This is a genomic window from Pseudomonas graminis (assembly GCF_004364335.1).
In the GTDB taxonomy this organism is placed as follows: Bacteria; Pseudomonadota; Gammaproteobacteria; order Pseudomonadales; family Pseudomonadaceae; genus Aquipseudomonas; species Aquipseudomonas graminis_D.
Window position 1 is genome coordinate 170,064 of the sequence record NZ_SOCR01000005.1, and the last position, 23,631, is coordinate 193,694.

At 61.1% G+C, this 23,631-nt stretch carries 22 protein-coding genes; 8 read left to right on the forward strand and 14 right to left on the reverse strand.

Annotated elements, in window-relative coordinates:
- The first annotated feature begins 145 nt into the window (after positions 1-145).
- Complete coding sequence (gene ppx / locus EC919_RS10700; RefSeq protein ID WP_133773749.1) at positions 146-1,648, forward strand: exopolyphosphatase; 1,503 nt, start codon at positions 146-148, stop codon at positions 1,646-1,648.
- Here ppx and ppk1 read toward each other — a convergent pair.
- Complete coding sequence (gene ppk1 / locus EC919_RS10705; RefSeq protein WP_133773751.1) at positions 1,635-3,857, reverse strand: polyphosphate kinase 1; 2,223 nt, start codon at positions 3,855-3,857, stop codon at positions 1,635-1,637. The genes ppx and ppk1 overlap by 14 nt on opposite strands.
- A 518-nt stretch (positions 3,858-4,375) precedes the next feature.
- Here ppk1 and EC919_RS10710 point away from each other — a divergent pair.
- Together EC919_RS10710 and elbB are read left to right on the forward strand one after the other, a co-directional pair.
- Entirely contained in the window at positions 4,376-5,005 is a 630-nt protein-coding gene (locus tag EC919_RS10710; protein WP_243842242.1) for a DedA family protein, read from the forward strand.
- Between the two features lie 133 nt (positions 5,006-5,138).
- Positions 5,139-5,819 carry an isoprenoid biosynthesis glyoxalase ElbB gene (elbB, locus tag EC919_RS10715; RefSeq protein WP_133773755.1) on the forward strand — a complete coding sequence of 227 codons (681 nt, stop codon included), beginning with the start codon at positions 5,139-5,141 and terminating at the stop codon, positions 5,817-5,819.
- 42 nt (positions 5,820-5,861) lie between these two features.
- Here the strand turns inward: elbB and EC919_RS10720 are convergent, their stop codons facing one another.
- From EC919_RS10720 to EC919_RS10735, 4 genes are all read right to left on the reverse strand, one after another.
- Positions 5,862-6,344: a YaiI/YqxD family protein gene (locus EC919_RS10720; RefSeq protein ID WP_133773758.1), complete on the reverse strand. Its 483-nt coding sequence runs from the start codon at positions 6,342-6,344 to the stop codon at positions 5,862-5,864.
- A 27-nt stretch (positions 6,345-6,371) separates the two neighbouring features.
- Positions 6,372-8,264, reverse strand: a complete 1,893-nt coding sequence (locus tag EC919_RS10725) for a cytochrome c/FTR1 family iron permease (protein WP_133773760.1) — start codon at positions 8,262-8,264, stop codon at positions 6,372-6,374.
- Positions 8,265-8,629: 365 nt separating this feature from the next.
- A complete protein-coding gene (locus EC919_RS10730; RefSeq protein WP_133773762.1) occupies positions 8,630-9,256 on the reverse strand; it encodes a LysE family transporter in 627 nt (208 codons plus the stop codon).
- 139 nt (positions 9,257-9,395) lie between these two features.
- Positions 9,396-11,306: an ATP-binding cassette domain-containing protein gene (locus tag EC919_RS10735; protein ID WP_133773763.1), complete on the reverse strand. Its 1,911-nt coding sequence runs from the start codon at positions 11,304-11,306 to the stop codon at positions 9,396-9,398.
- 46 nt (positions 11,307-11,352) lie between these two features.
- Here EC919_RS10735 and EC919_RS10740 point away from each other — a divergent pair, with 46 nt between their 5' ends.
- Positions 11,353-11,820: a TIGR02444 family protein gene (locus EC919_RS10740; protein WP_133773766.1), complete on the forward strand. Its 468-nt coding sequence runs from the start codon at positions 11,353-11,355 to the stop codon at positions 11,818-11,820.
- On the opposite strand, the gene EC919_RS10745 is transcribed toward EC919_RS10740, so the two are convergent.
- Positions 11,817-12,797, reverse strand: a complete 981-nt coding sequence (locus tag EC919_RS10745; protein WP_133773767.1) for an AlgP family protein — start codon at positions 12,795-12,797, stop codon at positions 11,817-11,819. The two genes, EC919_RS10740 and EC919_RS10745, sit on opposite strands and share 4 nt — an antisense overlap.
- 179 nt (positions 12,798-12,976) lie before the next feature.
- Here EC919_RS10745 and EC919_RS10750 point away from each other — a divergent pair, with 179 nt between their 5' ends.
- Positions 12,977-13,654, forward strand: a complete 678-nt coding sequence (locus tag EC919_RS10750; RefSeq protein ID WP_133773769.1) for an FKBP-type peptidyl-prolyl cis-trans isomerase — start codon at positions 12,977-12,979, stop codon at positions 13,652-13,654.
- An 81-nt stretch (positions 13,655-13,735) separates the two neighbouring features.
- Here the strand turns inward: EC919_RS10750 and rsd are convergent, their stop codons facing one another.
- From rsd to EC919_RS10790, 8 genes are all read right to left on the reverse strand, one after another.
- A complete protein-coding gene (gene rsd, locus EC919_RS10755; RefSeq protein WP_133773771.1) occupies positions 13,736-14,194 on the reverse strand; it encodes a sigma D regulator in 459 nt (152 codons plus the stop codon).
- Between the two features lie 180 nt (positions 14,195-14,374).
- Complete coding sequence (locus EC919_RS10760) at positions 14,375-14,902, reverse strand: disulfide bond formation protein B (RefSeq protein ID WP_133773773.1); 528 nt, start codon at positions 14,900-14,902, stop codon at positions 14,375-14,377.
- 251 nt (positions 14,903-15,153) lie between these two features.
- Positions 15,154-16,401: a heme biosynthesis HemY N-terminal domain-containing protein gene (locus EC919_RS10765; protein ID WP_133773774.1), complete on the reverse strand. Its 1,248-nt coding sequence runs from the start codon at positions 16,399-16,401 to the stop codon at positions 15,154-15,156.
- Positions 16,398-17,498 carry a uroporphyrinogen-III C-methyltransferase gene (locus EC919_RS10770; protein WP_432213806.1) on the reverse strand — a complete coding sequence of 367 codons (1,101 nt, stop codon included), beginning with the start codon at positions 17,496-17,498 and terminating at the stop codon, positions 16,398-16,400. Before EC919_RS10770 ends, EC919_RS10765 begins: the two co-directional genes overlap by 4 nt.
- A gap of 91 nt (positions 17,499-17,589) precedes the next feature.
- Positions 17,590-18,363, reverse strand: coding sequence for a uroporphyrinogen-III synthase (locus tag EC919_RS10775; protein ID WP_133773778.1), 774 nt, complete (start codon positions 18,361-18,363; stop codon positions 17,590-17,592).
- Positions 18,360-19,301: a hydroxymethylbilane synthase gene (gene hemC / locus EC919_RS10780; RefSeq protein ID WP_133773780.1), complete on the reverse strand. Its 942-nt coding sequence runs from the start codon at positions 19,299-19,301 to the stop codon at positions 18,360-18,362. The genes EC919_RS10775 and hemC overlap by 4 nt, the downstream gene beginning before the upstream one ends.
- A 161-nt stretch (positions 19,302-19,462) precedes the next feature.
- Positions 19,463-20,209: a LytR/AlgR family response regulator transcription factor gene (locus EC919_RS10785; RefSeq protein ID WP_133773782.1), complete on the reverse strand. Its 747-nt coding sequence runs from the start codon at positions 20,207-20,209 to the stop codon at positions 19,463-19,465.
- Positions 20,206-21,288, reverse strand: coding sequence for a sensor histidine kinase (locus EC919_RS10790; protein WP_133773784.1), 1,083 nt, complete (start codon positions 21,286-21,288; stop codon positions 20,206-20,208). The genes EC919_RS10785 and EC919_RS10790 overlap by 4 nt, the downstream gene beginning before the upstream one ends.
- Positions 21,289-21,434: 146 nt before the next feature.
- Between EC919_RS10790 and argH the strand changes: the two genes are divergently transcribed.
- The 3 genes from argH (at position 21,435) to EC919_RS10805 (ending at position 23,608) form a co-directional block, all read left to right on the forward strand.
- Entirely contained in the window at positions 21,435-22,829 is a 1,395-nt protein-coding gene (gene argH / locus EC919_RS10795) for an argininosuccinate lyase (protein WP_133773785.1), read from the forward strand.
- Positions 22,830-22,892: 63 nt separating this feature from the next.
- On the forward strand, positions 22,893-23,186 hold the full coding sequence (locus EC919_RS10800; RefSeq protein ID WP_133773787.1) for a hypothetical protein: 294 nt from the start codon (positions 22,893-22,895) through the stop codon (positions 23,184-23,186).
- Positions 23,187-23,356: 170 nt separating this feature from the next.
- On the forward strand, positions 23,357-23,608 hold the full coding sequence (locus tag EC919_RS10805; RefSeq protein ID WP_133773789.1) for a TIGR02647 family protein: 252 nt from the start codon (positions 23,357-23,359) through the stop codon (positions 23,606-23,608).
- Positions 23,609-23,631: the final 23 nt, after the last annotated feature.

Here is a 23,631-nt window from a genome sequence, read left to right on the forward strand (position 1 = left end):
GCCACACCGCAAAACTGATGGTGCACACACCGGTCTCTTCCCGGCTATAGCCGGTCCAACTAATCCCGCGCAAATACGTTGCCGGTTTGGCGACGGTGATGGATCGTGGCACGATGTCGGAGTTATCGACCGAGACCTTTTGACCATGCCGCTATCCACAGCCAAAAACCTCTCGCTGATCGCCGCGATCGACCTGGGCTCCAACAGCTTCCATATGGTTGTCGCCAAAGCCAATCAGGGCGAAATTCGCATCCTTGAGCGGCTCGGTGAGAAAGTGCAGCTGGCCGCGGGGATCGATGACGACCGCCGCCTCAGCGAAGAATCCATGCAGCGCGGGCTCGACTGCCTAAAGCGTTTCGCCCAACTGATCAACGGTATGCCACCCGGCGCCGTGCGCATCGTCGGCACCAATGCCCTGCGCGAAGCCCGCAACCGCAACGAATTCATCCACCGCGCCGAAGAAATCCTCGGCCATCCGGTAGAGGTCATCTCCGGCCGTGAAGAAGCGCGCCTGATCTACCTGGGCGTCTCCCACACCTTGGCCGATACGCCCGGTAAACGCCTGGTCGCCGACATTGGCGGCGGCAGCACCGAGTTCATCATCGGGCAGCGCTTTGAACCGCTGTTGCGTGAAAGCCTGCAGATGGGCTGCGTCAGCTTTACTCAGCGTTACTTCAAAGACGGCAAGATCACCCCGGCCCGCTACGCCCAGGCTTACACCGCAGCACGGCTGGAAATCATGAGCATCGAGCACGCACTGCATCGTCTGACGTGGGATGAAGCCATTGGCTCGTCCGGCACCATTCGCGCCATCGGCCTGGCGCTGAAGGCAGGCGGCCACGGCAATGGCGAGGTCAACGCCGAAGGCCTGGCCTGGCTCAAGCGCAAGCTGATGAAGCTGGGCGAAGTCGACAAAATCGATTTCGAAGGCCTCAAGCCTGATCGTCGAGCGATCTTCCCGGCGGGGCTGGCGATTCTCGAAGCCATCTTCGACGCCCTCGACCTCAAGCGCATGGACCACTGCGAAGGCGCGCTGCGTGAAGGCGTGCTCTACGATCTGCTGGGCCGCCATCACCACGAAGACGTGCGCGAACGCACCCTAAGCTCGCTGATGGAGCGCTACCACGTTGATCTCGAACAAGCCGCCCGTGTCGAGCGCAAGGCGCTGTCCGCGCTGGAGCAAGTGGCGACGGCGTGGGAGCTTGAGGACAACGCGTATCGCGAACTACTGAGTTGGGCCGCCAAAGTGCATGAAGTGGGTCTGGACATCGCCCACTATCACTACCACAAGCATGGCGCGTACCTGATCGAGCACTCGGACCTCGCCGGTTTCTCGCGCGAGGACCAGCAAATGCTAGCGCTGCTGGTGCGCGGTCATCGACGCAATATTCCCAAGGACAAGTTTGCCGAGTTCGGCAACGAAGGCGTGAAGCTGATTCGTCTGTGCGTGCTGCTGCGTTTTGCGATCCTGTTTCACCACATTCGCGGCACCCAGGAGATGCCGCAGCCTGTGCTGACCGCCAACGATAACCACCTGGACATCGTGTTCCCGGATGGCTGGCTGGAAAACAACCAGCTGACTCAGGCCGACTTCGCGCTCGAAGCGGAGTGGCTGACCCGAGTCGGCATTATCCTCAACGTACGCTGAGGACCGGGTTGCTGAGTTTTTCCAACAGGCTCGCCTGCACATTGCGGGCGTTCTGGTTGCCGGTCGGGGTGCTGCGGATGTAGCGCCCGTCCGGCTGCAGCAGCCAGCTATGGGTGTTGTCGGTCAGGTACCCTTCCAGCTCTTTCTTCACACGCAAGATCAGCTTCTTGCCTTCCACCGGGAAGCAGGTCTCGACGCGCTTGTCGAGGTTGCGCTCCATCCAGTCGGCGCTGGACAGGAACATCTGCTCGTCGCCGCCATTCAGGAAGTAGAACACTCGCGTGTGCTCAAGGAAGCGACCGATGATCGAGCGCACCTGAATGTTGTGAGACACGCCCGGCACGCCAGGCCGCAGGCAGCACATGCCGCGCACGACGAGGTCGATCTTGACCCCGGTCTGACTGGCCTTGTACAGCGCGCGAATGATCTTCGGGTCGGTCAGCGAATTGAACTTGGCGATGATGTGCGCAGGCTTGCCCTCGGACGCGAACTGGGTCTCGCGGGCAATCATGTCCAGCATGCCTTTCTTCAGGGTGAACGGCGCATGCAGCAGCTTCTTCATGCGCAGCGTCTTACCCATGCCGATCAACTGACTGAACAGCTTGCCGACGTCTTCGCACAGCGCATCGTCCGAGGTCAGCAGGCTGTAGTCGGTATAGAGACGCGCGTTGCCGGCGTGATAGTTACCCGTACCCAGATGCGCGTAACGGACAATCTCGCCGGCTTCACGGCGCAGGATCAGCATCATCTTGGCGTGGGTCTTGTAACCGACCACGCCGTAGATCACCACGGCGCCTGCCGCTTGCAGGCGGCTGGCCAGTTGCAGGTTCGATTCTTCGTCAAAACGCGCACGCAGCTCGATGACGGCGGTGACTTCCTTGCCATTGCGCGCGGCGTCGACCAGCGCGTCGACAATCTCCGAGTTGGCGCCGCTGCGGTACAGCGTCTGACGCACGGCCAGCACGTGAGGGTCTTTCGCCGCCTGGCGCAGCAGATCGACAACCGGCGTGAAAGACTCGAACGGGTGCAGCAGCAGAATGTCCTGCTTGCTGATCACGTTGAAAATGTTCTCGCTGTTCTGCAGCAGCTTCGGAATCGCCGGGGTGAACGGCATGTACTGCAGCTCGGGATGACTGTCCAGACCCGTGATGCTGAACAGCCGCGTCAGGTTCACCGGGCCATTGACCTGATACAGCTCGCTCTCGCTCAGGTTGAATTGCTTGAGCAAGTAGTCCGACAGCAGTTTCGGGCAGGTATCCGCTACTTCCAGACGCACCGCGTCGCCGTACCGACGGGAGAACAGCTCACCACGCAGCGCGCGGGCAAGGTCTTCGACGTCTTCGGAGTCGAGGGCCAGGTCAGCGTTACGGGTCAGACGGAACTGATAGCAGCCCTTGACCTTCATGCCCTGGAACAGGTCATCGGCGTGAGCGTGGATCATTGATGACAGGAAGACATAGTTGTCGCCCGGGCCGCCCACGTCTTCCGGCACCTTGATGATGCGCGGCAGCAGGCGCGGTGCCGGAATGATCGCCAGGCCCGAGTCACGGCCGAAGGCGTCAATGCCTTCCAGCTCAACGATGAAGTTGAGCGACTTGTTCACCAGCAGCGGGAACGGGTGCGTCGGGTCCAGACCGATCGGCGTGATGATCGGCGCGATCTCGTCACGGAAATAACGGCGCACCCAGGCCTTGATCTTGGCGTTCCAGTTGCGACGACGGATGAAGCGCACCTGATGCTTTTCCAGCTCCGGCAGCAGGATGTCGTTGAGAATGGCGTACTGCCGATCCACGTGGCCGTGAACCAGTTCGCTGATGCGCGCCAGCGCCTGATGAGGCTGCAGCCCATCAGCGCCGGCCTGTTCGCGAGCGAAGGTGATTTGCTTCTTGAGCCCGGCAACGCGGATTTCGAAGAATTCGTCGAGGTTGCTGGAGAAGATCAGCAGGAACTTGAGCCGCTCAAGCAACGGATAGGACTCGTCCAGCGCCTGCTCCAACACACGAATGTTGAATTGCAGCTGCGACAGCTCGCGGTGAATATAAAGGCTGCTGTCATCCAGATTGGGCACCGCGAGGACATGCGGGGCCGGATGATGCGGTTCCAGCGCGGGGACCACTTCAATGGTCGGCTCGACCACAGGCGTGACCTCTTGGTTGACGGGCTGCGGGTCAAGCTCGACTGCGGCTTCGGTAGATCCTTCGGTGCTCATGAATAATCCTGTAAGGCAATTGGCCTTGTAACAGTTGGGCCGCGCATACGGCCGATGTCGGAATGCCGCATGCGCCACAACAGTGGTGACGTACAGCGTGGGGCAACGGTCACGCCCAGGCCGCGGCGGTTCTGAAGATGTTTGCAGCCTGACTCGATATCGAGCGGCGGGGCGACCGGCGTCAGGCGAGATGCTGTGAGAGGTTTGACTCTCCACGCTACGGATTTCTCCGTACGGTGCAAGCCCTGACCTGCAAACATCCGGGTGATGCTCAATAGCGGGCAACGTGCGAGGAAGGGTTCCGAGCCCATCCAGCCGGGCAAGCGTGACATTTATAAGCGGCGATTATGACACTCGCGTGACAGGTGTAATTGCGACGTAACGCGTGCGATACAACCCCCCTCCTGAAGCGAATAATCGCTGCCGAATGTAGGAAGCTTTAACGCGGTGACACATTTGCATACTTTCCTGAATGACTTGGGCGCGTTAGGCTGCGCGTTCATTTCGCCAGCACCCAAATAATGCTCCAGCATTTTTTACAAGAATTTGGCTACTTCGCCCTTTTCCTCGGGACCTTTTTTGAAGGCGAGACCATTCTGGTGCTTGCCGGCTTTCTTGCGTTCCGCGGATACATGGATATCAATCTGGTCGTGGTGGTTGCCTTCTTCGGCAGCTACGCCGGCGACCAGCTCTGGTATTTCATGGGACGCAAGCATGGCCGCAAGCTCCTGGCGCGCAAGCCTCGCTGGCAGTTGATGGGCGACCGCGCGCTGGAACATATCCGGCGCCACCCCGACATATGGGTGCTGAGCTTCCGCTTCGTTTATGGCCTGCGCACGGTCATGCCGGTGGCCATCGGCTTGTCCGGCTATCCACCGGGGCGCTACCTGTTGCTCAACGGCATCGGCGCAGCAGTATGGGCAGCGGCACTGGGCGCGGCGGCGTACAAGTTCGGCTCGGTGCTCGAAGGCCTGCTGGGCAACGTCAAGAAATACGAACTGTGGGTGTTGGGCGCACTGCTGGTGATTGGCGTGCTGCTGTGGATTCGTCGGCGCATTAAAAACGCACGTATCGCCCGAGAAGAGAAGCTGGCCGTTGCGGCCAATGCCGAAGTGAACGCCGAAGCCAGGAACACCCCTGACGAGTAAATCCTCGGCGCATGCCCACGACGCTGGAGACATTCGCTGACGGCGTTGTCCTAGGTTCATGGCTTGCGACAATCAGCGCAATGCTGACCTGCGTAACCGGCTGGGCCGGAGCAACCGAGAGGGGAACACGCGAATGACCAAAAAAGTGGCCGTTATTCTTTCTGGCTGTGGCGTTTACGACGGCGCGGAAATCCACGAAAGCGTGCTGACGTTGCTGCGCCTCGATCAACGCGGCGCCGCGGTAAAGTGCTTCGCACCCAATATCTCTCAGCACCATGTCATCAATCATCTGACCGGCGAAGAGATGCCCGAATCGCGCAACGTGCTGGTCGAATCAGCCCGCATCGCCCGTGGCGACATCGAAGACATCCGCGAAGCCGACGTCACTGAATTCGATGCATTGATCATCCCCGGCGGCTTCGGTGCCGCGAAAAACCTGTCGAACTTCTCTACCCAAGGCGCTGGCTGCAAGGTCCAGGCTGAAGTGCTGGCGATGGCCGAAGCGTTCGCCGCAGCCGGCAAACCCATTGGGCTCATCTGCGTATCGCCAGCGCTGGCCGCCAAAATCTATGGGCCGGGCGTCACCTGCACGATCGGCAACGACGCCGACACCGCCGCAGCGATCACCCGCATGGGCGGCACTCATCAGGAGTGCGAGGTGACGGAGATCGTCGAAGACAAGGACCGCAAACTGGTGAGCACACCCGCTTACATGGTCGCAAAGTCTATTGGTGAGGCAGCGTCCGGGATTAACAAGCTGGTGGATCGGGTGCTGGAGCTGGTGCAGGAAAACGAGGATCGCCTTCCGGACTGATGTTGGAAAAGGTGCTGGAAGCGGATTGACCGCTCCCCAGCCTTAAGGGTTCTCGCCTGCAGGCGGGGAGGGATACTCTCGCGCCAGCCGCGTCAGTATCCGGTCAAGGCAGTTAGCAAACGCCTGTTTCTCCCGCTCGCCATAGGCGCCCTGCCCGCCACTGGCCTGGCCTTGCTCACGCAGATCCGTGAAGAGGTTACGCATGGCCAGGCGCTGGCCCATGTTCTGCGCATCGAATTCCTTGCCCCGCGGATCGAGCGCTGCAACGCCCTTCTTCACCAGCCGATCAGCCAGCGGCACGTCGCTGCAGATCACCAGTTCGCCCGGCACGGCGTGCTCCACCAGATAATCGTCAGCCGCATCGGGCCCGCTGGGCACAACGATCAGCTTCACCAAGGTCAGGCTCGGTTTGATCTGGCTCTGCCCCGCCACCAGAACGACCTCGAACTTGCGCTTGAGGGCGAACTTGATGACGAGGTCCTTGGCAGCCTTGGGGCAGGCGTCGGCATCGATCCAGACGCGCATACGCGACTCCGATTTCAGAAAGTGAATTTAGGCAGTGGCCGCGCGGCGCTTCTCAGCTATCCGACTGCGACCATACAGCACCACAATCGCCAACAGTGCGATGGCTTGCGCGCCCAGGGAATAGGCATCGGCGTGAATACCCAGCCAGTCGAAATCGAAGAACGGCACCGGACGCGTCCCGAAAATCCCCGCTTCCTGCAACGCCTTGACGCCATGGCCGGCGAACACCACCGACAGCGCACACAGCAGCGCGGCATTGATGCTGAAGAACAACGTCAGCGGCAGCTTCGCCGAACCGCGCAGGATCACCCACGCCAAGCCGACAAGCAGCACCAGCGCCGTGGCGCCCCCGGCCAAAACGGCATTGTGGCCAGCGGGGCCTGCCTGCAGCCACAGGGTTTCGTAGAACAGAATGACTTCGAACAGCTCGCGGTAGACCGAGAAGAACGCCAGCACCGCAAAACCAAAACGGCCACCGCCGCCGACCAGGCTGCTCTTGATGTAGTCCTGCCAGGCAGCGGCATGACGTCGGTCGTGCATCCACACCCCCAGCCACAGCACCATGACGCTGGCGAACAGCGCCGTCGCGCCTTCCAGAAGCTCACGCTGCGAACCACTGACATCAATGACGTACGCTGCCAGGGCCCAGGTGCCCAGGCCCGCCAGCAACGCCAGCCCCCAACCGACGTTGACGCTGCGCACCGCCGATTGCTGACCTGTGTTGCGCAGGAACGCAAGAATGGCGGCGAGCACGAGAATCGCCTCCAGCCCTTCGCGCAGCAGGATCAGCAGACCGGAGATGAAGCTCAACGAGGTGCTCAGGCCATCGCTGCCGAGCAGATCGGCCGACGCCTTGAGCTTGACCTTCGCATCAGCGAGCTTCTGCGCAGCCTGCGCTGCGGGCAAGCCGTCCTGAAGCGACTGCCGGTAGGCCATAAGCGCTTTTTCGGTGTCCTTGCGCACGGTGGCATCGACGTTGTCGAGCGAGCTTTCGACCAGCTCAAAACCCTCCAGATACGCCGCGACGGATAGGTCATACGCTTGCTCGCGATCGCCGGCCTGGTACGCGGCGAGGCTCTTGTCGAGGGTTGCGCTGGTGTAATCGAGCAACTGAGCCGGGCCGCGCTGAACCTGAGGCGGCTGGGCGCGCTGGGCACGGAAGCTTGCAGCGGCTTGTGGTCCTTCGCTGGCACTCACTTCAGCAGGCGTCTGCCGCGCGAGATCAGCGAGGTTGTAGGATTTGTCCTGCTTCGAAGCGGAATCCGCGCTGAAGCCTGCGGTGTAAGTCGCGACATCCCAGCGCTGGCGGTCATCCAGTTGGTCCGCGAACGCTGGCATTTCAGTGCCTTCAATGCCCAGCCCGAGGGTGTTGTAGATGTCGTAGAGACTCAGGCGGTCCAGCCGCGCGACGTCCCGCAAATTGGTGGGTGGCGGTAAAAGACCAATCCCGGCGGGACCGTCGCCTGCGCCGGCATCGCCGTGGCACACCGAACAATACTGCGCATACAAGGGCGCGCCACGTGCGGGATCCGGGGTAATCACCGGCGCCTGGCTGACTTCGTACGCCACTGCCAGCTTCGCGCCAAGCTGACGCGCCTGACGGGCCACTTGAGCGCCGTCCTGCTTCTGGTTGACCGCCTTCAACAGCGCGGTGACGCCCTGCTCCAGCTCTGCGCGCTCCGGCTTGGCCGGCAACGTGGCGATCGTACCCTGCAGCGCCGCGAGAAATTCCACCTGTTCGCGGTATTCGGCGTCATCCACGACCTTGCCGTCCGCGACCGTCGCCGGGTAGTCCGCCCCGACGTAATCGAGCAAATGCAAAGCCTGAGCCGCGTCCTCGGCAGGCGCTGCGCAGGCACCGACGCTGAACAGGCTCAACAGCACCAGGCTCAGGCAGGTCAAAAAGCGGGAGCGGAACATGGGGGTGGATCTCAAATAGGAATGCGAAGGGTTGCCATTGTTCATGTTCGGCGCTGGGGACTCAAGCGCTGCGTCGATGGCTGCGACTCAATTGTAGGACTGGCTTTAGCCGGGAAGACGTCGGGGGTCACACCGGAAAAGATGAGGGTGCTGCCAATGGCCGCTTCCCGGCTGAAGCCGGTCCCACTAATACATAGCGTGCATCCAGTGAGATCGGCTGTGGCTCGAATTGTAGGACCGGCTTTAGCCGGGAAGACGTCGGGGGTCACACCGAAAAAGTGAGGGCGCCGCGACTAGCCTCTTCCCGGCTGAAGCTGGTCCCACTAATACATAGCGTGCATCCAGTGAGATCGGCTTCTGCCGGATCAGGCCCGATGCAAGGTGGCGAGAAACGCCGCTGCGCTGACGAACAATCCGGCGAAGGTGCGGTTCATCCGGCGTTGCTGCCTGGGGGTTTTGAGGGCGCGAAGCACTTTTGAGGCCAGGCCGGTGTAGCCCGCCATAACGATCAGATCCACGCAGACCATGGTCGTGGCGATGATCAGGTATTGCGGCAGGAGCGGCAGGTGCGTGTCGATGAACTGCGGCAGGATCGCCAGGATGAACACCAGCGCCTTGGGGTTGCTGATGTTCACCAGAAAGCCGCGGGCCATGAGCACCAGCGGCTTGCCCACCGGGCGGACAGCCGACTCATCCGCCAGATCGCTCGGCAGCGCACGCCATTGCTTGATACCCAGATACACCAGGTAGGCGACGCCGAACCATTTGATCAGGGTAAACGCCAACGCCGAAGTGGCCAGTACCGCGCCAAGCCCGGCGGCGACCACGGCGATCTGCACGACGAGGGCGACCTGCAGGCCTAGCGCATTCCAGTAGCCGCGCCAGAACCCGTATTGCAGACCGCTGGACATCGAGGCGATAGCGCCCGCGCCCGGAGACAGGCTGATAACCCAGCAAGCGGCGAAGAACGCCAACCATGTTTCAAGCGACATCACGCACCTCAGGTAACGAAATCTTCGCCTAACCTAGTGTTTACGGGCCTTTAAAGGCCAGTCATTTCTGACTGTTGCGGCGACTTGGCAGACAGCTGTTCCGGTCACCGGCGTTATACGGTTAACGCAGGTGACGCCATCAGGACAACGCTTCCAGCTCGGCCTGCATCGATTCCAGCAATTCCAGTGCTTCCATCCACGCTTCTTCAAGCTCGGATTCACGGGATTTGAGCTTGGCCTGATCGGCCAGCAGGTCGCGCAATTTGTCTTTGTTCGCAGCCTCGTAGATGCCGCTGTCGCCAAGCGCCGCTTCGATCTTCGCCAGCTTCTCGTGCAGCGTGCCAAGGTCCTTCTCAAGCTTGTCGGCTTCACGCTTGTGCGGGGCGAGTTGCTGGCGCAACGCAGCGGCCTGCTGACGCTGGGCTTTCTTGTCGGTCTTGTCGACGTTCACCGGCGTGTTACTTGTCGGTGCATTGCGCAGGCGGTAGTCCACCAGCCAACGGGCGTAGTCGTCCAGATCGCCATCGAACTCCTGAACCAGGCCATCGGCGACGAGGAGGAAGTTGTCAGTGGTGCTCTTGAGCAAATGCCGATCGTGGGAGACCACCAGCACCGCGCCACTGAACTCCTGAAGCGCCATGGTCAGGGCCAGTCGCATTTCCAGATCCAGGTGGTTGGTCGGTTCGTCGAGCAGCAGCAGGTTGGGTTTGTCCCATGCAATCAGGGCCAACGCCAGTCGCGCTTTCTCGCCACCGGAGAAATTCAGCACCGGCTCGTCGAGGCGCGCACCGCGGAAATCGAAACCGCCCAGGAAGTCCCGCAACGCCTGTTCGCGCTCGGCGGGTGCAATGCGCTGAAGGTGCAGCAGCGGACTGGCCTTGGCGTCCAGGGAATCAAGCTGATGCTGGGCGAAATAGCCGACCACCGTGTTTTCGCCACGCACCATGCGCCCGCTCAACGGCTCGAGCTCGCCCGCAAGGTTTTTGATCAGCGTGGATTTACCGGCGCCGTTCGGGCCCAGCAAGCCGATGCGTGCGCCCGGCGTCAGCTGCAGCTTGACCTTCTGCAGGATGGCTTTGTCGCCATAGCCCAGTCGCGCGTCAGACAGGTCCATCAGCGGGCTGGAGATTTTGGTCGATTCGCGGAAGGTGAAGTCGAACGGAGAATCGACGTGGGCCGCCGACAGCTCTTCCATTCGCTCAAGCGCTTTGATCCGGCTCTGGGCCTGTTTGGCCTTGGTGGCCTGGGCCTTGAAGCGCGTGATGAACTTCTCCATGTGGGCGCGCTGGGCCTGTTGCTTGTCGTAGGCCTGCTGTTGCTGAGCCAGGCGTTCAGCACGGGCGCGTTCGAAAGCGCTGTAACCGCCGCGATAGAGCGTGATCTTTTTCTGCTCGACATGGGCAACGTGATCGACCACCGCATCCAGAAAATCGCGGTCGTGAGAGATCAGCAGCAGCGTTCCCTGGTAGCTCTTGAGCCAGTCCTCAAGCCAGAGAATGGCATCGAGATCCAAGTGGTTGGTCGGCTCATCGAGCAGCAGCAGGTCCGAGGGGCACATCAAGGCCTGCGCCAGGTTGAGACGCATCCGCCAGCCACCTGAGAAGTCGCTGACCTGGCGCTCCATCTGCTCGTTGGTGAAGCCCAGACCTGCCAGCAACTTGCGCGCCCGCGCATCGGCGGTGTAGCCATCGGCGCTGTCGAGCTCCGAGTGCAGACGCGCTTGCGCGGCGCCGTCCTGGGCGGCCTCGGCAGCCGCGAGGTCATGCTGCACCTGACGCAGGCGCAGGTCGCCGTCGAGGACATAGTCCACCGCCAGACGATCGAGGGTATCGACCTCCTGACGCATGTGGGCGATGCGCCAATCGGCAGGCAGCAGACAGTCGCCGTTGTCGGGGGTCAATTCACCCCGCAGCAGCGCAAACAGGCTGGATTTACCGGCGCCGTTCGCGCCGATCAGGCCGGCTTTCTGACCGGCGTGCAGGGTCAGCTCGGCGTCTTCTAGCAGACGTTGCGGACCACGCTGTAAGGTAAGGCTTTGAAGTCTGATCATAATGGCGGCGGAGTCTACCAGCTTCGCCCAAAACAGGTAGATGGCGATGCTTTCGGACCTATGGAGTTTCACCCTCGATTTCTATGCACGCCCAGGCGTCGAGCAGGCGTGCCTCAACCTGCAAGCCAATGGCGCCAATGTCTGCGCGCTGCTGTGCGGTGTCTGGATGGACCGCCGCGGCGTGCAGTTCGACCCGGAACGGGCGCGACAAATCGGACAATTGGCCGACCCGTGGCACGAGAAGGTGGTGGGACCATTGAGGGATGTTCGGACACGCTGGAAGGCCGACGCGACAGAAGACGAAGAACTCACGGCTTTACGGGACAGGCTGAAAATTCTGGAGCTTGATGCCGAACGTGAGCTGCTGGTGCGGTTGCAACGGCTGACCAGAGACTGGCCTGAGCGAGACGCTCAACCTACCGGTGTGTGGCTGCAAGCGCTGGCGGGAGGTGCTGATCAAGCCAGTCCCGACGCGTTGCAGATTCTGCTTCGCGCCGGGACCGACATCGCTTAGGACGCGCTGTTCGAGGTCGAATCAGCAGCTGGCGCGGCCGGAGCGGCTGGCGCAGGGGAAGCAGCAGGCGCTGCTGACGCTGGCTTGGCAGCCGGTTTTGCCGCAGTCTTCGCTGCGACTGGCTTCGAGGCAGCAGGCTTGGAGGCTGCTGGCTTGGCAACCGGGCTCGCTTTGGCGGCGGCAGGCTTGGCTGCTACTTTGCTCACAGCAGGCTTGGCAGCTGGTTTTGCAGCAGGCGCTTTAGCCGGAGCAGGGGCAGCGGCTTTCACGGCAGCCGGTTTGGCAGCGGTGGTTCTGGCGGCGGGCTTGGCGGCCGATTTCGCGGCGACCGCGGTTTTAGCGGCTGGCTTGCTCGCAGCGCTGGCGACTGGCTTGGCAGCAGGTGCCTTGCTCGCAGCAGGCTTGGCGGCCACGGTTTTCGCAGTCACTTTGGCGACGGTTTTTTCAGCAACGGCTTTGACTGCAGTTTTAGCAGCAGGCTTTACCGGCGCCGCTTTGGCCGCAGGTTTTGCAGGCGCTTTCGCAGGTGATTTTGCCGCCACAGGCTTGGCAGCAGCCTGAACCGGAGCTTTTGCAGCGCGATCGTTCAGCGCTTTGCCAACGGCTTCCTTCACGCGGCCAATGCCTTGGGCCAGCTTCAGGCTTTCCTGAGCATCACGCTTGAGGTTGAGGATGTAGCTGCGGGTTTCGGTCTGACGATCTTTCAACGCGTCGAGCAACGACTCGAGTTCGGCCACACTGTCTTTGGCCTTGCCTTGAGCCTTGGCTTTACCGGCGGCGGCAGCGTCTTGCAATTTGGTGCGCGACTTGTGCAGTTTCTCCTGCGCCTTGCCACGTTGTTTCTCGAGCTTGGCGAGCAGTTTTTCAGCGTCAGCCAATGCTTGAGAACAGGCGTTTTCGAGATGTTCGAGCAGGCTGCCCGAAAGCTGTTGAAGCAAATGCAACGGAGTGTTTACTGGCTTCTTGGTGGCCGACATGACTTACCTCCTGGCTGATTTGAGTGCGGCCATACTAGACCTCCGCCCGCACCGCCGCTAGGGCATCTTGACACTACAATCCCCGCGCTGTTGCAAGACGCCGAAAAACGCGGCAATACCCGTCACGCTCGGGCTTCAGCGCTGGCATAATCGCTCACTTCCCAGGCCGGAGAGCATTCATGTCGCGCTACCTGTTTATGTCGTTGTTCCTCTTGGTACCCCTTGCTCACGCGACCGATGCTCCGGCGTCCGACAACACCCACGATCTTTCCTATAGCCTTGGCGCAAGCCTGGGCGAGCACCTGCGGCAGGAAGCCCCCGATCTGCAGTTGCCCGCGCTGCTTGAAGGCCTGCAGTCGGCGTATCAAGGCAAGCCGCTGGCGATCAAGCAGGAACGCATGGAGCAGATTCTCAGCGACCACGATGCTGCCCTCGCCCAGGCTGAAAACTCCGGCCAGACCGAGCCGCAGACTGAAGCGGCGCTGAAGGACGAGCGCAAGTTCATGGACGCCGAGAAGGCCAAACCGGGCGTTCGCCAGCTCGCGGACGGCATCCTGATGACCGAGCTGACGCCTGGCAATGGCCCCAAACCCGACATCAATGGTCGTGTGCAAGTGAAGTACGTGGGTCGTCTGCCTGACGGCACGATCTTCGATCAGAGCCAGCAGCCACAATGGTTCCGTCTGGACAGCGTCATCGCCGGCTGGACCACCGCTCTGGCCGACATGCCGGTGGGTGCCAAATGGCGGCTGGTCATCCCTTCCGCTCAAGCGTATGGCGCAGAAGGCGCAGGCGATCTGATCGATCCGTACACGCCACTGGTGTTCGAAATCGAGCTGATCGGGGTGTCACAGTAAAGCCGGCAGTGGCCGAGGCTCGCCGCCAAAGACCATAAAAAAAGGGTGCCCAGGGCACCCTTTCTTACATCAGCGGCCTTCTCAGACCTCTTCCTCAACCTGTTCCTTGTGCGCGTTGTGCAGCACTTCGATCAGGCAGTCTTCCAGTTCAAAGCGCTCGTGCAGCAAGCCGCCCAGTTCCTTGAATTTCTCGGTGACGCACTTGCCTTCATCACAGAGATCGTTGAACGCCAGCAGCTTCTCGGTGATCACGTCGATACGAGGATAGATCGTGTCAGCCAGCTCGAGGCCGCGCTGATCGTTGAACGCCTTGGCTTCGCTGGTAAGTTGCTCGTAGATTTCGAAATGGCCGGCCGACACGTAATCGACCAACGTGCCGCAGAAGTCCTGCAGGGGCGCGCGCTTCTCAGAGAACGATCCCGGCTCTGCACCCAGAGCGTCGTAAGCCTTGATCAGCTCGTTGCGCTCCAGCAACCAGCGGTCAATCAGCTTGTGGACCCCACCCCAGCGTTCCTGAGCGTTCTGACAACTTTCCAGCATGATGTTCTCTCTTCCCTTCAGGGGCATGCTGCTTCAGGCGCTTTCCGATCGGTCCGAAATATGCCGGATCCGGCCGGATAAGCGTCAACAGCAGCATTGATCCGATGATGCGTGCGGCCCAGATTATGCCCGCATGACTAGCCCATCAAGGTACGCAGGACACAAAGTTCATACAAGTGTTTAATCCGGAGTTCCCACATCCATTGATTTGAACCGGCGAAACTCGATAAAAAGGTAGTACAACGCGAACAGGCACAAGCCGGAAAATGCTAGCAGGCTCCACTCCGGCAAGCTGATACCGAACAGCGACCAGTTGATCTCGGAGCAGCCTGCACTTCCGGCCAGCACCATCGCCATGATCTTCGCGTAGGTTTGCGTTTCCATCAGGTACTGAAGGTTTTCAATGCACGCCGCCATGTTCTCGGGCGGCGAAGCCTGCAACCAGACCTGACGTGCCGCGACGCTCGCACCCAACGCGGAGAACAGTAAAAGAAAGCCCGCGTAGATACGCCAGCCGAATTTGCCCGGCGCGTGCAGCGCCGCGAGCAGGCACACACCCGCCGATAACGCCATGAGCACACGCTGAAGCAGACACATCGGGCATGGCGCCGCATCAACCACAGGGCCGAGGTAAACCGTCGCTCCCACAATCGATGCGCAGGCCAGAAACGCCAGAGAGAACAAGGAGCGCGTACGAGCCAGCTGCATGGAAAATCCGTAACAAAAGACGAAGGCGGCTACGGTAGAGGAAAGCGCGAGTCGCTTTCAAGGCACCCAACGGAGGATATTTCTTTGTTGATGTAGGTAAAACCCGACGCCGTATTTAAGACGTTATACCGGTAGTGCGAATATCCTCCCAACAAGCCACACCAAGCACAGAAAGTTCCTACACAAATCAGCGAATCAGACACGGAAGAGGCCCGCTGGCGGGCCTCTTCACGTTGACGTATGGCTTCAGTCTAAACGCGTGTCAGCGCTGGCAACGGACGCGCGAGCAAACGCTCATCCAGCAGACCCAGGCCTTCCTGAAACAGTTGATTGCTGCGATCTGTCTCGCCCAGTTGCGCAAGCAGACGAGCCAGCTCCGCACATGCTTCCGGGTTGCGCTGCAACCTCAAGCTCGACTCAAGATAATCACGCGCCTTACCCCACAAGCTGCTTTGCAAACACAGACGACCCAGGGTCAACAACAAGCCTGGGTCATCGGTATGACTTTTCAGCCAACTTTCGGCAGTCTGCAACTGTTTGGCAGGATCGGCGCCGCGCACCAGTCCATACAACCGCGCAAGGTGGGTGTTGTAGTCGCGCTTCATGGCCGTGCGCAGGACTTCCTCGGCCTGCACATCTGCGCCCAGACGCCGCAGTTGTTCGGCGTACGCCAATACCAGCGCGGGCTCCTGGCGCTGAGCCGAGGTCAATTGCTGCCAGGCGCTCTCCAGCGACGGCAGGCCCGTGGCGACGCTATCGCTGCCGGATTCACGATGGGCAGCCAACGAGAGATTCTCGCCCCAGGCGCGGCTCTCCAGTTCAGCCAGCTCTTGCGCAGGGAGCACCTTGTCCTTGCGCAGCTCAGGCATCAGGCGAATCAATTCAGCCCACTCGCCGCGCGCTCGGTACAGACGCTGCAACTGGCGCAACACCTGAGGGTTATGCGGATGACGTTCTTGCATGGCCTGCAATGTAACCAGCGCCGCGTCGAGATCACCGCGGTCCACCTGCAATTGCGCGTGGCTCAGCGCAATGGCCAGCTCGGCATTAGGCTGACGCTCCAGCGCGCGTTCGAGGAGATTGTCGCTTTCCTCATAACGGCCCTGCTCGCTCGCTGCCCGGGCCGCGCCGAGGTAGTACAGCAGTGGCTGACGTTCAGCCTCGGCGGCGCGATGCAAGTTGCGTTGCGCACTGGCCCAGCGTCCTTCGGCGAGGTCCAGCTGCCCTTGCTCAATCGCGTTCTGCACACGACGGCTGCGGTTGCGGCGCGACCAGGGATTGACCACCCCGCCAGAGGTCGTCAGCAACGTAATGACCACCCGCACCAGCCACAGAATGAGCAGGACGGCGACGAGCAATGCGAGTGCGGCCCAGATACTCGATTCGTAGCGGAAAGTGTCGTAGGAAATAAGCACGTAACCCGCATGGCGGGAGATCGCGACACCGATCAGTGCCGCGGCCACCACCAGTACGAAGAGGACGACGTAAGCGCGCTTCATGGTTGTTTCCCAGGCTGCGCCTCGTCAGTGCGTTTCTCCAGCGCACCGCCCACAGGCGTATGACGCTGTTCGAGATACGCCTGAACCGCCGCCAGACTTTGTGTCAAATCAGGGGTCGCAACGGAAACAGGCTGTTTGCCCAGCTCATCCAGACGCTGGCCGAGCGCTTTGCTCTGCTGGTTATCGCGATTGAAATTGTCGTCCAGAACGCTTCGCGCTTCAGCCATGGCTTTTTCGTAAACCGGCGCCTGGCCGTTGAGCGCTGCCCATTGCGCCTGCTCGATCGCCAGGCTCAACGCCAGACGAACCTGGGTCAGGCCCTGACCTGCCAGCAATGGCCGAATGTTTTTGTCGGCGTGGAAATCGATACGCACGAACTGGGAGATCTTGTCCCACCACTTAGCCCAATAGCCGTCCTCGCTGCCATCGGTCAAACCGAACAGCGAATCGCCCTTGTCGACATATTCCGGCGCCAGCTCATTCAACTGCGCGACTTGATCACGCACCGCCGCCAGTTGCAGGAACAATCCGGTGCGATCCGGTTGATCGACACTGCGCAGCGCGGTCAGGCTCTTGGCCAATTGCTCGCGGGCCGCGAACGCGCCGGGGTCATCCTGCTCGCGCAGGATCTCGTCAGCGCCCTGCACCAGCGCTGCAGCGCTGTTGATGTCTTGCAGCGCAGACAGCCTCAGGCTCGCCAGGCGCAGCAAATGCTCGGCCTCGGCCAGACGCCAGTCCTTACGACTGGCACCGAGTACCGTCTCTACACGCTGGCTCAGGCGCTGCTGATCACCCTGTAGCTGCGTGACGAGGCGACGGCGGTCTTCCAGTTCTTGGGCCGGTGGCAGTTGCGCCAGACGTGCGGCGATTTGCTGCTCGCTCTGCTTGAGGGCTTGAGTCTGAGAGCCAATGTCCTGTAACTGACCCGACTGCTCCTGATGACCGGCCTGCATGGCGCGCAGTTGCCAAACGCTCCAGCCGCCAACGGCAACGCCCGCAGCGCCCAGCAACAGCGCCAGTATGGCGAGCCCGTTGCTGCTTTGGCGTTTCGACGGTTCTTTGTACGCTGGATCCGGTAGCGGCTCGGATCTGGCCAGTACCGGTTCAACGTCATCTTTTGGCAAGACTGTTTCGCTCACGTATCCATCCTTTGCATGTTGGGCGTCGCGTAATCCGACTGATCGACCATTACGCCTGTGAGGCAGGCGCGGGGTGTTCGCGCAATGCTGCCAGCAAGGCCGGGGCGCTGGCGCCACGGCAATCCACTACGTTAAGAACCCCGGCGACACGCGCCATTTCGGCGACTCGGGGGCTTGGTACAAACAAAGGCATCTGCGCAAGAGTAGGCCAGGCGTCGCCCGCCAACTCACGCAGATGCTCGAAACCCTGTCCACTGCTGACCACCAGCCCATTCAAGCGTTCCGCTCTCACCGTGTCGGGCAGCGCGAAAGCCGGGTACTGCGGCAGGTGGCGACGATACAACGGCAGGTAATTCACCACCACACCACGCTCCCGCAACCGCTCGGCCAGCAGCTCGCGCCCGTCTTCGCCACGCATGATCAGCACTTTGGGATCGTAGCCCGAGAGGGCCTGTTGAAACTGTGGCAGGTCGAGCAATGCTTCGCTGTCATCGCCGTGCTCGGGGAAGAACACGTGCAGGCCATAGTCATCGAGGATCTGCGCGGTTGCAGCGCCGACGGTGAACCACTTCTGCATCGGCGGCTGCGGCCAGACTTCATCGAGCATCGCCAGCCCAAGGCGCGCAGCCGGTTTGCTGACGACGATGACGGCGCAGTACGCCGCGAGGTCGTAGATGATCGAGCGGTTGGGTTCCGAAACCGGCAGAGGCTCGATCTCCAGCAACGGAAGGCTGGCGCTGTACACGCCGACCTCAGCCAGGGTCTGCGCGAGGGCCTGCGATTCCTCGGCGGGACGCGTCAGCAACAGGCGCCAGGCTTTCACTCGCCGTCCGCCTCGCCGTATACGGCCTTTAGAATCTTCGCCGCACCCTGAGCCAACAGCGCTTCGGCCACTTGTACGCCCAGAGTCTGGGCATCCACCTGTGGCGCGCGTGCTTCGGCGTGCAGCAGCACGGTACCGGAGGGATCGCCCACCAGACCGCGCAGCCAGAGTTGTTCGCCTTCCAGCACGGCGTAGCAGGCGATCGGCACCTGGCAGCCCCCGTTGAGGTGTTTGTTCAGGGCGCGCTCGGCAGTGACGCGCACGGCAGTGTCGTCATGGTGCAATGGGGCCAGCAAGGCATGTAGTTCGATGTCGACGCTACGACATTCAATGCCTACCGCGCCCTGCCCGCCTGCGGGCAAGCTGTGGTCGATACTGATGGGGGCGGTGATGCGGTCTTCGAAACCCAGACGGATCAGGCCGGCGGCGGCAAGGATGATCGCGTCGTACTCACCCGCGTCCAGCTTGGCGAGGCGTGTGTTGACGTTGCCCCGCAAGAACTGAATTTTCAGATCAGGCCGACGCGCCAGCAATTGAGCCTGCCGGCGCAGACTCGACGTCCCCACCACGGCGCCGGCGGGCAACTCATCGAGACTGGCGTAGGTATTGGAAACAAAGGCGTCGCGTGGGTCTTCGCGTTCGCAGATGCAGAACAGCCCGAGCCCCTGGGGGAAGTCCATCGGCACGTCTTTCATTGAGTGGACGGCGATATCGGCGTTGTTCTCAAGCAGCGCGGTTTCCAGCTCCTTGACGAACAGGCCCTTGCCACCGATTTTCGACAGCGGCGAGTCCAGAAGTTTGTCGCCGCGGCTAACCATCGGCACCAGCGTCACAATCAGGCCGGGATGCGCCTGTTCCAGACGCGCCTTGACGTACTCGGCTTGCCAAAGGGCCAGGGCGCTTTTGCGGGTGGCGATGCGGATTTCGCGAGAAGACATGAACCGGTCCGTACTGAGTGAATGCGGCGGATAATAACAGCTCGGCCATATCGGGCCGAATGACTGTATTCAATCTGCGCGCATCATGATCTCAATCAACCTGCGTACGCCATGCGACGGCGTGTCGCCCGCATCACGGCATGCCCCTCACCGCCATCGCTTTACAACTGCTGCATCATCTTGCGTACACCGGCAACATGCCGGCGGCTGACGATCAACGCATCGCCGTTGAGCCCTTTCAGGAACAACTGGAAATGGCCCAGCGGGGTGCGCTGCAGGCGTTCAATACGTTCCCGGGCGACCAGTGCATTTCGGTGTATACGTACAAACCGGTCGCCGAATTCGTCTTCCAAGGCTTTAAGCGGTTCATCCAGCAACACTTCGCCGCCTTCGTGGCGCAGGGTCACGTACTTGTGGTCAGCGATGAAATAAATCACCTCGGCGAGCGGGATCAGCTCAATGCCCTTGCGGGTACGTGCGCTGATGTGGCTGCGCGGGCCGGTGCCGCTTTCTGCCGCAGGCCGGGTCATCGCCGCCAATTGCACACGATTAGGCCGCTCAGCCTTGCGCAACGCCTCGAGCAAGTGCTCCGAACGAACCGGTTTGACCAGATAACCCACGGCACTGACCTGGAAGGCTTCGAGCGCAAACTCATCATGGGCCGTGCAGAACACGACGGCAGGCGGGGTGTCGCGCTCGCACAGCTTGGCCGCGACCTGAAGTCCGTCCAGGCCAGGCATGCGGATATCCAGCAACACCACGTCGGGTTTCAAATTTTCAATCAGCTGCAACGCTTCTTCGCCATTTGTGGCGCTGGGTTCCAGAACCTTGTAACCCTCGAGCTCACTTACCATACGGCTCAGGCGGTCTCGGGCTAGTGGTTCGTCATCAACGATCAGGACATTCATATTGCTCTGGCTTCCTGCGTGAGTCTCGCACAAGGATAGCGTAGACAGGTGAAGTGACGACCGTCTCGGCGCTCCACGCTCAGACTGGCGAGAGGGCCGAAAAGTGCCGTGAGTCGAGCGCCGATGTTTGCCAGGGCTTGCTGAGTGCCGCCTGGATTTTGCCGTAAGACGACCTCATCGTAAGGATTACTGACGCGCAATATAAATACTCCCCGTTCGTAGTCCGCCTCAACTCTGACCACGCCGCCTTCAACACGGGGCGCGATGCCGTAAATCAACGCGTTTTCCAATAATGGCTGCAAGGTTAGCTGGGGAATTGGCAAGTCGTCGGGAATTGCACTTACTGCCCAGTCCAACTGTAGACGCTCGCCAAGTCGATATTGCTCAATCGATAAATAGCGTTTCGCCAATTCAAGCTCTTCGCGCCATGTCGTCAGGCTGCCGGGCTTGCCTAGACTGGCCCGGAACAGGTCAGACAGATCCAGCACTGCCTGCTCCGCCTTGACCGGATCGCTGGTGACCAGACTGGCGATGCTGTTGAGCGTGTTGAACAGAAAGTGCGGACGGATGCGCGCCTGCAGGGACTCGATCCGTGCATGGAGCTCGGCCTGCTGCTGTTTGCGCCACTGACTCTGCAGGTAAAAATAGCGCAGCATCAGCGCGGACATGATCACGGCGATCAGTGCGTAGCGCAGGTACCGCTCGACGACGCCGTCGAACGATGTCGGGGGATTCACCTGGTAGTAGTCAGTCACGGCGGTGCACACCAGCGTCACTGCCACCACCAGCAGGCAACCGATGCAGCCGGCCACGCCAGCTCGCAGGCGCGCCAGCCAGGGGCGCAAGCCGCACAGCAGCGCGGCGGACAGCAGCACAATCCACTGCACAAAAAGAGAAATTAGCGCCAGCCGCACCCAGTCGAAATCGGGTCGCATGGGTTCGATGAGCACAAGCACGAAGACCAGCAACTCCGCCAGCACGACCAGTATCAACAAGGCCTGGGGCAGGCACAGTTCCGGGAGGAAGAACTCTTTGCCGGGCGCACTGCTCTGCCCCGGTTGTTTGCGCTCGTTTTGCATGGCCGCCAGTCTCTCCGCTCATACCCGTGCGGGCAAGCCGCCGGGGATAAATAAACGGCAATGCTGTTATCATCGCCCGCGTCTTTAGAATCGGCCGGCGCCGGTTTTTCATCAGTTTCAGCAACCAGCACAGCAGCGAGCGAATCATGAGCACCGACAAGACCAACCAGTCCTGGGGCGGCCGCTTCAGTGAACCCGTCGACGCCTTCGTCGCACGCTTCACCGCCTCCGTCACCTTCGATCAGCGCCTTTATCGCCATGACATCATGGGCTCCGTCGCCCACGCCACGATGCTGGCCAAGGTCGGCGTGCTCACCGACGCCGAGCGCGACACCATCATCGACGGGCTGAAGAGCATTCAGGGCGAGATCGAAGCCGGCACGTTCGACTGGCGCGTGGACCTCGAAGACGTGCACATGAACATCGAAGCGCGCCTGACCGATCGCATCGGCGTCACCGGTAAAAAATTGCACACCGGACGCAGCCGCAACGATCAGGTCGCCACCGACATCCGTCTTTGGCTGCGTGATGAAATCGACCTGATTCTGGCTGAAATCACCCGCCTGCAAGAAGGCCTGCTGGGGCTGGCCGAGCGAGAAGCCGAGACTATCATGCCGGGCTTCACTCACCTGCAGACCGCGCAACCGGTGACCTTTGGCCACCACATGTTGGCGTGGTTCGAAATGCTCAGCCGTGATTACGAGCGTCTGGTCGATTGCCGCAAGCGCACCAACCGCATGCCCTTGGGCAGCGCCGCGCTGGCCGGCACTACCTACCCGATCGACCGCGAGCTGACCTGCCAACTGCTGGGTTTCGAAGCGGTCGGCGGCAACTCGCTGGACAGCGTCTCCGATCGCGACTTCGCCATCGAATTCTGCTCCGCCGCGAGCATCGCGATGATGCACCTGTCGCGCTTCTCCGAGGAGCTGGTGCTGTGGACCAGCGCGCAATTTCAGTTCATCGACCTGCCTGATCGCTTCTGCACCGGCAGCTCGATCATGCCGCAAAAGAAAAACCCTGATGTGCCCGAGCTGGTCCGTGGCAAGAGCGGCCGCGTGTTTGGCGCATTGATGGGCCTGTTGACCTTGATGAAGGGCCAGCCGCTGGCCTACAACAAAGACAATCAGGAAGACAAGGAGCCGCTGTTCGACGCTGCCGACACCTTGCGCGATTCGCTGCGGGCCTTTGCCGACATGATCCCGGCGATCAAGCCCAAGCACGCCATGATGCGCGAGGCGGCGCTGCGTGGTTTCTCCACCGCCACCGACCTCGCTGACTATCTGGTCCGCCGCGGCCTGCCGTTCCGTGATTGCCACGAAATCGTCGGCCACGCGGTGAAGCATGGCGTTGAGACGGGCAAAGATTTGGCCGAGATGACGCTGGACGAGCTGCGTCAGTTCAGCGACCAGATCGAACAGGATGTCTTCGCGGTGCTGACGCTCGAAGGTTCGGTCAACGCCCGCAACCACATCGGCGGCACGGCGCCGGAGCAGGTCAAGGCAGCGGTCGTGCGTGGCCAGCATTTGCTCGCCGCCCGCTAAACCCATAAACGGGGTCGCCCAGCGCGGGCGATTCCATTCAATTGGCAGGACATCGAGAACGACATGAGCGACAACATCGAAAACGACGACGAAGAGTTTGCTGAAGCAACGCTGATTGAAGCCATCGAAAATCAGATCGAGAGCGACAACCCTCCGGCGGCCAAAGCCACGTTCAACAAGCTGACCCTGGTGGGCATCGAGCGCGAAGAGATTCTGCAGATGATGGCCCACATTCTGGCGCTGGAGATCGACGGCATCCTGGCTGAAGATCGTCCGTTCAATACCGTCTGGTACGAAGCGGCCCTGCGTGCACTGCCCGACATGCCGCCCGGCGTGCGACTGGCGGAAGACGAGTAAAATCCGCCACAAATGCCGGTCGCTCAACCGACCTGACGACCGGCCAGATACTTCCTGCAAAATCCCCAGATCTGACTACACTCCAACAGCCTCGCTGCCGTATGGCGATGGGGCCGTCACGCCTGCGATTCTGATCGCGGTGTATCCACTGGAAAAAGTCTGGAGCACCTATGTCGTTTACCCCTGAATTGGTTGCCGAGCTGGAAATCCTGTCGCTGTTCAATCTGAGCAACACCAAAGAGGGTCTGAAGGTTCACCACCACACTGCGGCACCCACTGCCGTCGCTGCCGCCCAACGACTCTTCGACAAAGGCCTTACCACGCAAAGGGACGGAGGCTACTTGACCAGCCTGGGGCTGGATGCCGCCGACCACGCTCAATCGCTGCTGATCATTCTTGCCACCAGCCAGGAAGCTGCCTGATTTCGTCCTCGCGAAACCTTTGC

Coding starts and splice junctions, on each gene's coding strand:
- ppk1 (WP_133773751.1), bottom strand. CDS start 3,857: ATGAGCACCGAAGGATCTACCGAAGCCGCAGTCGAGCTTGACCCGCAG.
- EC919_RS10720 (WP_133773758.1), bottom strand. CDS start 6,344: ATGCGCGTCTGGATCGATGCCGACGCCTGCCCCAAGGCTGCCAAGGAC.
- argH (WP_133773785.1), top strand. CDS start 21,435: ATGAGCACCGACAAGACCAACCAGTCCTGGGGCGGCCGCTTCAGTGAA.
- EC919_RS10750 (WP_133773769.1), top strand. CDS start 12,977: ATGTCGCGCTACCTGTTTATGTCGTTGTTCCTCTTGGTACCCCTTGCT.
- EC919_RS10735 (WP_133773763.1), bottom strand. CDS start 11,306: ATGATCAGACTTCAAAGCCTTACCTTACAGCGTGGTCCGCAACGTCTG.
- ppx (WP_133773749.1), top strand. CDS start 146: ATGCCGCTATCCACAGCCAAAAACCTCTCGCTGATCGCCGCGATCGAC.
- EC919_RS10805 (WP_133773789.1), top strand. CDS start 23,357: ATGTCGTTTACCCCTGAATTGGTTGCCGAGCTGGAAATCCTGTCGCTG.
- EC919_RS10730 (WP_133773762.1), bottom strand. CDS start 9,256: ATGTCGCTTGAAACATGGTTGGCGTTCTTCGCCGCTTGCTGGGTTATC.
- EC919_RS10790 (WP_133773784.1), bottom strand. CDS start 21,288: ATGCAAAACGAGCGCAAACAACCGGGGCAGAGCAGTGCGCCCGGCAAA.
- EC919_RS10740 (WP_133773766.1), top strand. CDS start 11,353: ATGCTTTCGGACCTATGGAGTTTCACCCTCGATTTCTATGCACGCCCA.
- EC919_RS10765 (WP_133773774.1), bottom strand. CDS start 16,401: ATGAAGCGCGCTTACGTCGTCCTCTTCGTACTGGTGGTGGCCGCGGCA.
- elbB (WP_133773755.1), top strand. CDS start 5,139: ATGACCAAAAAAGTGGCCGTTATTCTTTCTGGCTGTGGCGTTTACGAC.
- EC919_RS10745 (WP_133773767.1), bottom strand. CDS start 12,797: ATGTCGGCCACCAAGAAGCCAGTAAACACTCCGTTGCATTTGCTTCAA.
- EC919_RS10785 (WP_133773782.1), bottom strand. CDS start 20,209: ATGAATGTCCTGATCGTTGATGACGAACCACTAGCCCGAGACCGCCTG.
- hemC (WP_133773780.1), bottom strand. CDS start 19,301: ATGTCTTCTCGCGAAATCCGCATCGCCACCCGCAAAAGCGCCCTGGCC.
- EC919_RS10800 (WP_133773787.1), top strand. CDS start 22,893: ATGAGCGACAACATCGAAAACGACGACGAAGAGTTTGCTGAAGCAACG.
- EC919_RS10760 (WP_133773773.1), bottom strand. CDS start 14,902: ATGCAGCTGGCTCGTACGCGCTCCTTGTTCTCTCTGGCGTTTCTGGCC.
- EC919_RS10725 (WP_133773760.1), bottom strand. CDS start 8,264: ATGTTCCGCTCCCGCTTTTTGACCTGCCTGAGCCTGGTGCTGTTGAGC.
- rsd (WP_133773771.1), bottom strand. CDS start 14,194: ATGCTGGAAAGTTGTCAGAACGCTCAGGAACGCTGGGGTGGGGTCCAC.